The organism is Mesorhizobium sp. M7A.F.Ca.MR.362.00.0.0 (genome assembly GCF_004023175.1).
GTDB lineage: Bacteria > Pseudomonadota > Alphaproteobacteria > Rhizobiales > Rhizobiaceae > Mesorhizobium.
In genome coordinates, this window is sequence record NZ_RZTF01000009.1 from 35714 (window position 1) to 45515 (window position 9802).

Below are 9802 nucleotides of genomic sequence, written 5' to 3' on the forward strand. Positions count from 1 at the left end.
GAACAGTTGGGAGTAATTGTGGCGTCTGCATGATTGGGCGCCGAATTGCAGTGAATTGGAACCGGGGCTAGTCCAGAAAATGGCGCGCCCACTCGGTCTGGATAAAGTGACCCTTCAGTTCGGCGTAGTTCGAGATAATCTCAGATTGAGCGCCGGTTCTCTGCCTTTTGAAACGGCTTTCGAGAGGTGCATCGCGCAAATTCAGAAATTCCAGGCAGCGCAATACGCCAGAGCCGTCGACCAGCTGTTCATATGTTACATGCAAATTGGGAAATTCACTCGCTATTCTATGCAAAGCGGAGTTGTCGCTTGTCCATTTCTCAAAAGCGGTCAATACTTCGGTTGGATCTGCGTAAAAATCATTTATTTTTGTCGGCCCGTAATCCGATCTCCACGAATTATTTAAGGCCGCAAGTCTGTACGAAATATATTGATCCAACAGGTTGTCGCGTGACAAGCGGACAATCTTGTATCCGAATCTCTTGAATGCTTCAACCGCGTCAGTATGCTCCAGCAGAGACAGGTAGGGCATTTTGAAACCGGTGACCCTGCTACCCTTGTTGTGGAGCATCTTCTCAAGATAGCTAGCCACGTCCTTCTGACGGGAGTTTCTGAAAGATATTGTGCGCCGCCTGACCAAGTCGGCGATTAAGCGAGCCGTCGGTGAGAATAGCTCGCCTTCGCACGTTGCATCTGGGTGAGAGTCAAGCAAAGCCTGGAGATAGCTGGACCCCTGTCTCCCCACAAACAAAATCGCGAAAAATGTATGATCAGTCATTGGAAGATAATTGCTACACCGTTCAAAGGCCCATTCATCCTAGACGTCTAGCACCATCCCGAGTATTTGACAGGGCGTAGGATGATTGAATGGATATTTTGCACATCAAATCAGAAACCCAGTGCCTCTATGGGCAACGGCGGAAGCTATTAGTGAGGAACTCGCCGATAAGGCCGCGGAGCTGCACGTCTTACGCGCTGCCTAGACCCATTAACCGCTTGTATTCCGACTTCTTGGCACCATTGCAAAAGCACGCGGACAGTTCGACATGACGGATAAGACGGGAGAGATGACGCGCAGTTTGGCTTCAGAGGGGGATGCGAGTGATGTCCCGAAAATCGCTCAACAGGAATCCGTGCTCGTCTTCGAATCTTTTGAAGAAACAGCGGCCTTTAAGCTAGGCTGCGCGCTTCGTTCCATCGCAGTGCGCGAACGGGCCGGAATCGTTATCGACATTCGGCTCTGGGATCGTCAATTATTCTACGCCGCGCTTCCGACATCAACGGCGTCGAATGGTGAATGGGCGCGGCGCAAGCTTAACGTAGTCAAGCTCTTTCACAATAGCAGCTATCTCTTAGCCCTACAGCAGCAACGTGAGGATCGCACTTTCCCTCCCGGATACGGTCTGGATCCACAGGATTTCGTTCTAGCCGGCGGGGCTTTTCCAATCCGGGTCAAAGAGGTGGGCGTGATTGGAGCGATTGCGGTGTCTGGCCTCAGCCAACGCAGTGACCATAACCTCGCAGTAGCAGGTCTATGCGAGCACCTTGGAAAGGATGCCACCCTTTTATCCCTCGGTCCCGAGACATGGAACTAGTCCCTGTTGGCTGCATTCCGTCGTTCCCGAATACGCACTGGGGCAAACGCGCACCGGGCTATCAGGAGAGCGTGGCTTACGGCTTTGCGAGATAGCAGTGTCCGCGGGTGCCTGGCTGCTCCCAATAATCGTTGAACGGCAACAGCTACGCGTCCCGAACGCCCATGGATCGCAGCCGACAGTAAATTAGCGTTTGCCCTAGTCTCACGCTCCCATTTGCGCAGTTCATCGGGAAGATCCTTCCGTCGGAAGAACGTCTCAATCATGCGCTGCGGTTCTTCTCCACGTTCAAATGGCACAGCTCGGTAGGTGGTCGACGCGCTGTGCATACGAAATTCCGCGAGAACCTCTGGCACATGGTAAAAATTACCTTCCAATGCCAAGCGCAGGAAAAAGTCGAGGTCAGGAATCTGCCGAAGGTCCTCTCGCCAGTAACCAGCTCGTTCATAAGCCTCACGTCGAAAAAAGGCCCCAGGGCCCGGCAGGCAGTGCAGGTGTGCGTAGAGAGCACGACGCGAAAATTCCGGCGGCTGTAAGGTCGACCTGAGAGTTGAATGCTCGTCGATAATGTCGAAGTCGGGGTAAACCAAAACTACATCAGTGCGAGCCGACAATTCCTCCACGCAGCGCCGAACAGCTGTTGGGCGCAGACGATCGTCTGCGCTTAGATAGCCGAGGATGTCTCCAGTGCTCATTGCCCATCCTGTGGTCATGGCCGCACTCTGGCCAGCGTTCACTTGACGGTGCAATTTGATTTTAGGACCATAATTCGACACGAGATCGCTTGTGCCGTCAGTTGAACCGTCATCTACAACTATGATATCCATATTTGGATAGTCTTGGGCCAAGAGGCTTTCGATTGTTTCCGCGATGTAGTCTTTCGCATTATATGCTGGGACCACGAGCGACACTTGGGGACCTCTTATCAACGGTCCTCTCCGGTGCGCTTGATCGTCGTCGACAGGGCCTCGATCGCCGGTTGATTTTGTGGCGTATCTACGACGACGTTTGCGGGAGCCTCCCTTTTTGCGATTAATTCTTCAAAGCGAGAAATCAGCTTGTCTACAATCGAAGGCCAAGCAAAAGTCTCCACTATGTAAGATCTAAGCGCTCGTCCCTTCGACGGTAGATCCCCACGCTCGGTCAGCATAGAGTGAAGCCCTGCATACAAGCCCTCAACAGTTGCCGGTACGACGTATCCACCACCCACCGTCTCGACTTCATCAAACCCACACTGGTCAGTGAGAAGAACAGGCGTGCCAACGATACCAGCTTCCAGCGCCACGAGTGACATCGCCTCAGCTCGGGAAGGCACGACCAGGAAAAGCGCGCGTCTATATGCCTCGCTCCGTGCGCTCTCGCCTAGATGCCCCGTGAAGACAACCCGGTCGGCAAGGTGGTGCGAATTAACAAAGGATTCCAACGATCGGCGCATGCCAAAGTCTGGACCTGCTACTACCAACCCGATATCCGGAAATTCCTGACTCATCTTCTCAAACGCGCTTACAAGAAGATCGGGGCCTTTCACTTCGGCTAGTCGGCCGACGAAAAGGACATACGGCCCATTTGGTCCAGTCTCCATCTCTTCAGCTGCTAAAGGTTGTTCCTCAACCCCGTTTGGAACCACGATGACATTGTCTTCTGGCGATTTGAACCGCTCCAGTATCTGACGGCGCTCCAGGGGGGTGACCGCAATCAGCGTCGCTGCATTCCGAACCATCCGCTTTCCAAAGGCGATGTGGAAGAGATACGGGATCGGCCTAGGGTGATTTAGACCGACGAACTCCCCCGCAGCGCTGAAAGTATAAGGCTTCCCCAGCCATCGCGCGAGAAACGCCGTAGCGACCGACAGGAAGTTCCAGTACCCGAGAATATGAATGACATCTGCGTTTCGAACGCTGCGCATTAGCCTAAGAGGATTGATTGTCGGAATCGAGAAGCGGAGACGCATCGCACCCGTGACATAAACATGCATATTCCTACCGTGCAGTTGCTTGACGAGATCCCCGCCTTGCATAGTGACGATCTCGCAACGATGTCCTCTTTGCGTCAGATGGGTAGCAAGCCGCCTTGTTCGCTCTGCTGTGCCTCCTCCTTTTTGGGAATCGAGTGAAACTGTAGTCAGGAGGATATTCATGCGCCCGACTTCCGAGTCACCCTAGCAAGATCACTGGCGTAATTGTCCAGCCTGCTGGTGAACGCCCCAGAGACTAGCCCTAATTCCGTGGCCCTGTTTGCAGAGAAGCGCCGGTCAATAGCGTGCGCCGGAAGCCCCCTCAGACGTAACAAGAATCTAAGAAAGAATCTTGGTGAGGTTTGTCCAAATTTCGGGAATTCTCGGCCGAATGCCAGGGCGAAGCGATCCTGGACAAACGCGAAATTGTTATTCGGATCGGAATCATCGGTAACTAGGACGATCTGTGAGCCATGGATTTTCCGGTCGAACGCCAGTTTGACAAGTGCCTGTGCAACAGTCTCCACACTCACCAGGTGCATTCGTCTTTCACCGTAAAGAGCACGGCGGAGCGCAATCTTCCATGACGGGGCTTGTTTTATCTCCTCCGCCAAAGTGACGAGATTGCGCCCGCCGCATCCGAAAATAGCTCCCAGCCGCAACACAATCGTCTCGGCGAACGAGCCTGTCAGAATTGCCTCACCTATAAGATGCTCTTGCTCATAAGGCGACAACGCGCATGGCAATGTGGCTTCGTCGATTTGCCGGTCGCGTACCCCTGCGTAAACGTCAATGCTGCTAGCATGAATACAGCGGGAAATACCGGCTTCGCGAAATGTCGACTGCAAGCTCCGCAATACAGTAGGGTACCAACCGGTGCCGTCGGGGCGTAATAAGTTGATCATCACGTCGTAACCGCTCAAGGCGGCCAACATCTCGGCAGAATCTTCCAAATCGGCCTTTTTGACATGCACGCTGGCTTGATTGAGCCATTCTGGTTCCGAACGATGCACAATGAACCGGCTGGGTGGGAAGGCCGGATTGGCCAGCAGCCGCGCTAGGGCCTCACCAACGAACCCGGTTCCCCCGAGCACTACCACGCGCGGACCGGTGTCACATTGCTTGTAGGTCATCCGGGCTGACTTCGAAAAGAAAAGGGCAGCGAATCGAGCCAATTTATGAGACGAGGCACAAGCCAATTCGCAATTCGCAGGGCTATATCATGGGGATTGCTTCTCACACAACGAATTGCGTCGCCGGCTGCGTGTATTATGGGGAAGAACGTCGATTCGTGGCGCAGAGGGTTTTGGTCATGCTTGCCGCATGTCGGTATTTGGTCTCCGCGAGCATTGAAGTATAAGGTTGATATGAGCCAATCTCCAAAGCTTCAGCCATCTCGAGCAAATGTGCCTGGAAACGCGATTCTCCTGGGAGTTGCGCTGCTTGTTGCCTCAATGGGCTTCGCCCTTCTAGCCACCTATCCCGGCCAGTCGAAACTGATTCTCCTCTGGTTCTATGCATCGGGCTGTGCTGCCGTCTTCATTCCGCTCTGGCGTCCGTCCTCCTTTTTCGTGTTTCTGCTGTCGTCATTCCTTTTTGTAGGATTCATTGCAAAAGCGGTCGCTAATTTCGTATTTGGCATCGCGCTCATTGAGCCTACCAGCACATTCACGACTGAGTGGGATCAGGCACTTGCTTTCACAGCTAGTGGCTTTTCAGGGGTGTGCGCGGCTGGAATGGCCGCATCGTTTTATCCCGCGTTCAAAGAAATTCGGAAGGCGGTAGCGCCTCCTTTCGTGTCGAAATTTGTCGTCCTCGCGTTCGCAAGTTTGATTGCCGTTTCTATCGGGCTGTATTGGGCCAATTACTCATTTCACATTATACGGATTGGTTTCCCCTTGGGCATTAACATCAACCCCCGCCTGTATGCCGTCGCGGCCTTCGTGATCGCATGGGGGGCTCTTTTGGGAGGCCTAACATTGGCCCTGTGGCTGGTCGAACTACGCGACTGGTCGTATTCAGTGTTGATCTACGTAGCAGTGTTTCTTGGGCTGCTCGCATCGCTCTCGATGGGAAGCCGCATCCAGTTGCTTCTCTATGTTCTCGCCGCATTCGCGGTCGTTGTCTTACGACGTCGCGATGTGAGGAGTTGGGTTGCGATCGCAGTTGCCATGGGTCTCAGCGGATTTGTTTTTGCAGGCTCGCTTGCAGTAGTTAGCCTTGAACGCACTTTCGATTTCTCGATCAGCACCGCACAGACACAAGGCGTTCCACAGCAGCCGTCAGGCGTTGTTCCACAGCAGCCGACAGGCATCGGAAAAACTCTGGCACCGTCGCCCGACTCCTCTGCGCCTCCGGCTGCGACGATAATAGACAAGGTTGAGGCAGTCAGAGGTGATCGTTTCGCCCTAGCCGGTCTCTACCGTCAACTGCGCAATCTCGCGGTCATGCGCTGGGTTGGACTTGAAGGGACGATGACGGCCGCGGCAAATCTTGACCATCTTGGAGGCGATTTGTTCTTGCATGTGATCAAAGAAGATCCAGCCGCTGGCGCCCAAGCGATCTACCAAAAAATGTCCGGTGACCGGTACGGAAAGGTCCAATATTATACCTTCCTCACGTTGCCAGGCCCCATTGGGGTGGCCAGCCTTTCAGGGTCGATAATCGTCGTCTCGGTATTCATGTTCTTTCTGACAATAGCTGGCCATTCGATCGAATGGTTGGCTGCCTGGGTCACACAAAATGTTGCCTCTGCGGCGGTGACAGGTGTCTCGTTAGCCTACTTACTCGTCCAAATGGGGTTCCCGTGGACTTTGTTCATTTACGCGATCGAATTGGTCCTGTCGGTGCTTTTCGTCGGTGCCGTTTGGTACATGGTTGATTGGCTGGCTACGGGTAGGCGGGCGGTTACCGCGAAAGTGTGAGGAATCTGCCGTATCAGATTTAGTTGGGCTGAGTTCCTGCCTTGCACTAGACTGATGGCGAGCCGGAATGCGGCGGCCGGCTTTCGCTCAGAGCTGCGGGGAGGCGAAAGCACGATTGCGGTCAGACGGCGCCAGGTTCGTGTTTCCTCCAGACCCGCCTGTTGATGAAGTCCGTGTAACTTAGAACGATCCGCAGCACCTTTTCGGATACATTGTCGGAGCTATAGTCAGTCGGCAAACGCAAGGTCCGCATCGCGCCTCGTGACTGAGCCTCCAATATCTTAAGCCCGTCAAAAACGCGCTCTATGTCCAGGCCAACCATCATCACTGAGGTCTCTTCGAAGCCTTCGGGGCGCTCATGTACCTCGCGCAGATTGAGGGCGGGAAAGTTCAGGATAGAGCTTTCCTCAGTTATCGTGCCGCTATCCGAAAGCACGGCTCGAGCCGAACACTGGAGCCTAATATAGTCGAAGAACCCAAACGGTTTTTCAAACCTGACATTTTCATGGCAGCTGGCACCAAGCGCGTCCAAACGTTTTCTCGTGCGAGGATGGGTCGAAACGATGACTGGCTCCTGATATCGCTCGGCAATCCCATTGAGGACATTAAGCAGCTTCCTTAGCCGCTCGGGCGAATCCACATTTTCCTCGCGATGAGCACTGACTACGAAGAAACGTTCTGCCGTCAAGCCGAGATTGCTGACCGCCGCCGAGGCTTCGATTCCGCTTCTGTAGTGCTCGAGCACCTCCCGCATCGGACTGCCGGTAACAATTACCTGGTCGGGTGGGAGGCCTTCTCGCAGTAGGTAGTCACGAGCAATCTGGCTATAGGTCAGATTGACATCCGCGGTATGGTCCACAATTCGGCGGTTAATCTCCTCTGGAACACGGAAATCGAAGCAACGATTTCCGGCCTCCATGTGGAAGATGGGCACCTTCCGCCGTTTGGCCGCAATCGCCGCCAAACAGCTATTCGTGTCACCCAAAATCAGCAGTGCGTCGGGGCGATGACTCTCGATCGCCTGATCAGCCGCGATGATGACTTTCCCAATTGTCTCCGCAGCAGAAGCACCTGCAGCTTCGAGGAAGACGTCGGGCGGCCGAATGCCTAACTGCGAAAAGAAGACTTCATTCAGCTCATAATCATAGTTCTGGCCACTATGTACGAGCACGTGATCGAAATTGGCATCAAACTTTTCAATGACCCTGGACAGCCGAATAATCTCTGGCCGCGTCCCGACAATGGTCATGACCTTAAGCACGTAGCGCCTCTTTAATAATGTCGAGTTGCGAGAGCAGTCCCTTGACCTGGGCGACGTCGAGGCGAGCTGTGTTGTGAGAGGTATAATCCTCCAACTCTGAAACCATTCGCTCGCCTTCAACGAAATATTTGTCGTAGTTCAGATCCCGAGAATCGGCCGGGATTCGGTAATAATTGCCAAGGTCTTCCGCACGCACCATCTCCTCGCGCGACACCAACGATTCAAAAAGTTTCTCCCCATGGCGGGTCCCGATGATTTTCACTGGATTATCGCGTTGGAAAAGTTCCCGCAGCGCCTCAGCTAGAACCCCCACTGTTGAAGCGGGTGCCTTCTGGACAAATATGTCCCCCGACCGCGCGTGCTCAAATGCATAAAGCACTAGGTCGACTGATTCATCGAGCGACATCAAGAAACGTGTCATGTTGGGGTCGGTTACCGTCAGAGGCTTTCCGCGTAGCAACTGGTCCAAGAAAAGCGGAATCACTGAGCCGCGGGACGCCATCACGTTGCCGTAGCGGGTGGCGCAGACGATGGTGCGAACAGAATCGCTAACCCGCGATTTCGCAATCATAACTTTTTCCATCAATGCCTTAGACATGCCCATAGCGTTAACGGGGTATACGGCCTTGTCGGTGCTAAGCACTACGCAACGCTGGACGCGATGACTGATCGCAGCGCGAAGCACGTTTTCAGCGCCGAGAACATTCGTTTTGATCGCCTCCATTGGGTAAAATTCGCAAGACGGCACTTGCTTGAGCGCCGCAGCGTGGAAGATGTAGTCGGCTCCGCGAACTGCATCATCAACAGCGTGATAATCGCGGACATCACCAATATAAAATTTTAAGCGATCGTCCGGCAACGACAGGCGCATATCCTCCTGCTTTTTTTCGTCCCGGCTAAAGATACGGATCTCTGCGAAGTCCGTTTTGAGGAATCGAGCCAGCACAGCGTTGCCAAAAGAGCCGGTGCCCCCAGTAATCAAAAGGGTCTTGTTGGAAAACATTAACGTCTCGCTCGAGGATGTTTTAGCCAAAGTCATACATGGATCGGATTAGAACCGGCCAGTCGGGAGGGCGGTAGCCGGTAGCGTTCTGGAAACGAGATGAATTTAATGAGCGGTCAATCACCAACTGGTCGTCCGGAACGATTTGGGTCTTTTTGCCGTAGACCTCGGCAATGATTCTGAGGAGATCATACTTGCTGATTGGATCTGACGACACATGGTACACGCCGGTGAGCTTGATATTTGGCAGGACGAAATCGCGAATGATCCTGGCGAGTTCCACGGTAGGCAGTCCGGAAAATATGGCTCGGGTGAACCCTTTAACGTCAGCCTGTTGGCTCAAAAACCAGTCGACCAAGCCGTGTGAAGTGTTCAACTCGCGGCCGATTATCGAAGTCCTAAGGGTTATCGCGTTCTCACAAGCTACTTCGCCCAGCAGCTTGCTCCGCCCGTATAAATCATCAGCATTGGGCCGGGAACTTTCGCTGTAGTTCCCGTCCGCACCGTCAAAGACACAATCGGTACTGATATGTACGAGACGAGCCCTTGCGACTGCGCAGAGGCGTGCCAGTCGATGCGGCAAAACTGCATTGATTGGAATAGCGGCGAGAGGGTCATTCACAGAAGACATCTGTTTGACAAGCCCGATGCAATTTATGACGACATCCGGGTTTGCCACCACGAAAATCTTGCTTAGTCCATCAAAATTCTCGACGTCGCCTGTGTCGATCAGCGTCGCCCGACCTTCTGGGAAAGGAGGATGCAAATTATTTGAACGGGCGGAGCCAAAAACTACGTAGCCGTCGCTTTTGGCAAAGAATCTGAAAACTGCATTTCCCAGCATGCCCGAGGCACCGAGGACAAGGATTCTAGGGTGCGTCGGTTTAGCCATGGTATCTCTCGCTATCTCCGTGATGATCGTCGCTCCATTAACGCCCGGCGGAAATGTTCAACTAAATCAAGAGCGAGTGGACCAGGCGCAAAATGCTGATTGAAATACTCACGCCCCGCGGTACCCATCGCCTCCCGCGTTTTTCTTGGGAGGCCCTTCAATCGTATGATTGC

General features: G+C 53.6%; 9 protein-coding genes. 2 read left to right on the top strand and 7 right to left on the bottom strand.

Annotated elements, in window-relative coordinates; genetic code table 11:
• Nucleotides 1-67: 67 nt before the first annotated feature.
• Nucleotides 68-592 carry a hypothetical protein gene (locus EOC06_RS02665; RefSeq protein ID WP_127327836.1) on the bottom strand — a complete coding sequence of 175 codons (525 nt, stop codon included), beginning with the start codon at nt 590-592 and terminating at the stop codon, nt 68-70.
• A gap of 454 nt (nt 593-1046) precedes the next feature.
• Between EOC06_RS02665 and EOC06_RS02670 the strand changes: the two genes are divergently transcribed.
• Nucleotides 1047-1595 carry a heme-degrading domain-containing protein gene (locus EOC06_RS02670; protein WP_245466342.1) on the top strand — a complete coding sequence of 183 codons (549 nt, stop codon included), beginning with the start codon at nt 1047-1049 and terminating at the stop codon, nt 1593-1595.
• Here EOC06_RS02670 and EOC06_RS02675 read toward each other — a convergent pair.
• The 3 genes from EOC06_RS02675 to EOC06_RS02685 are packed head-to-tail and all read right to left on the bottom strand — an operon-like array spanning nt 1592 to nt 4682.
• Nucleotides 1592-2506: a glycosyltransferase family 2 protein gene (locus EOC06_RS02675; protein ID WP_164762596.1), complete on the bottom strand. Its 915-nt coding sequence runs from the start codon at nt 2504-2506 to the stop codon at nt 1592-1594. The genes EOC06_RS02670 and EOC06_RS02675 overlap by 4 nt on opposite strands.
• 14 nt (nt 2507-2520) lie before the next feature.
• On the bottom strand, nt 2521-3732 hold the full coding sequence (locus EOC06_RS02680) for a glycosyltransferase family 4 protein (protein ID WP_128307008.1): 1212 nt from the start codon (nt 3730-3732) through the stop codon (nt 2521-2523).
• Nucleotides 3729-4682 carry an NAD(P)-dependent oxidoreductase gene (locus EOC06_RS02685; protein WP_127327833.1) on the bottom strand — a complete coding sequence of 318 codons (954 nt, stop codon included), beginning with the start codon at nt 4680-4682 and terminating at the stop codon, nt 3729-3731. Before EOC06_RS02685 ends, EOC06_RS02680 begins: the two co-directional genes overlap by 4 nt.
• A 234-nt stretch (nt 4683-4916) precedes the next feature.
• Between EOC06_RS02685 and EOC06_RS02690 the strand changes: the two genes are divergently transcribed.
• Nucleotides 4917-6473 (top strand): hypothetical protein, encoded by a 1557-nt coding sequence (locus tag EOC06_RS02690; protein ID WP_127327832.1) that lies wholly within the window; start codon nt 4917-4919, stop codon nt 6471-6473.
• A gap of 121 nt (nt 6474-6594) precedes the next feature.
• Here the strand turns inward: EOC06_RS02690 and wecB are convergent, their stop codons facing one another.
• Genes wecB through EOC06_RS02705 form a run of 3 tightly spaced genes read right to left on the bottom strand, consistent with a single transcriptional unit; the run spans nt 6595 to nt 9629 of the window.
• Entirely contained in the window at nt 6595-7734 is a 1140-nt protein-coding gene (gene wecB / locus EOC06_RS02695) for a non-hydrolyzing UDP-N-acetylglucosamine 2-epimerase (protein ID WP_281057989.1), read from the bottom strand.
• Nucleotides 7727-8737: a polysaccharide biosynthesis protein gene (locus EOC06_RS02700; protein WP_127327831.1), complete on the bottom strand. Its 1011-nt coding sequence runs from the start codon at nt 8735-8737 to the stop codon at nt 7727-7729. Before EOC06_RS02700 ends, wecB begins: the two co-directional genes overlap by 8 nt.
• Before the next feature lie 22 nt (nt 8738-8759).
• Entirely contained in the window at nt 8760-9629 is an 870-nt protein-coding gene (locus EOC06_RS02705; protein WP_127327830.1) for an SDR family oxidoreductase, read from the bottom strand.
• Between the last annotated feature and the right edge of the window lie 173 nt (nt 9630-9802).

Coding starts and splice junctions, on each gene's coding strand:
- EOC06_RS02670 (WP_245466342.1), top strand. CDS start 1,047: ATGACGGATAAGACGGGAGAGATGACGCGCAGTTTGGCTTCAGAGGGG.
- EOC06_RS02680 (WP_128307008.1), bottom strand. CDS start 3,732: ATGAATATCCTCCTGACTACAGTTTCACTCGATTCCCAAAAAGGAGGA.
- EOC06_RS02685 (WP_127327833.1), bottom strand. CDS start 4,682: ATGACCTACAAGCAATGTGACACCGGTCCGCGCGTGGTAGTGCTCGGG.
- EOC06_RS02690 (WP_127327832.1), top strand. CDS start 4,917: ATGAGCCAATCTCCAAAGCTTCAGCCATCTCGAGCAAATGTGCCTGGA.
- EOC06_RS02700 (WP_127327831.1), bottom strand. CDS start 8,737: ATGTTTTCCAACAAGACCCTTTTGATTACTGGGGGCACCGGCTCTTTT.
- EOC06_RS02705 (WP_127327830.1), bottom strand. CDS start 9,629: ATGGCTAAACCGACGCACCCTAGAATCCTTGTCCTCGGTGCCTCGGGC.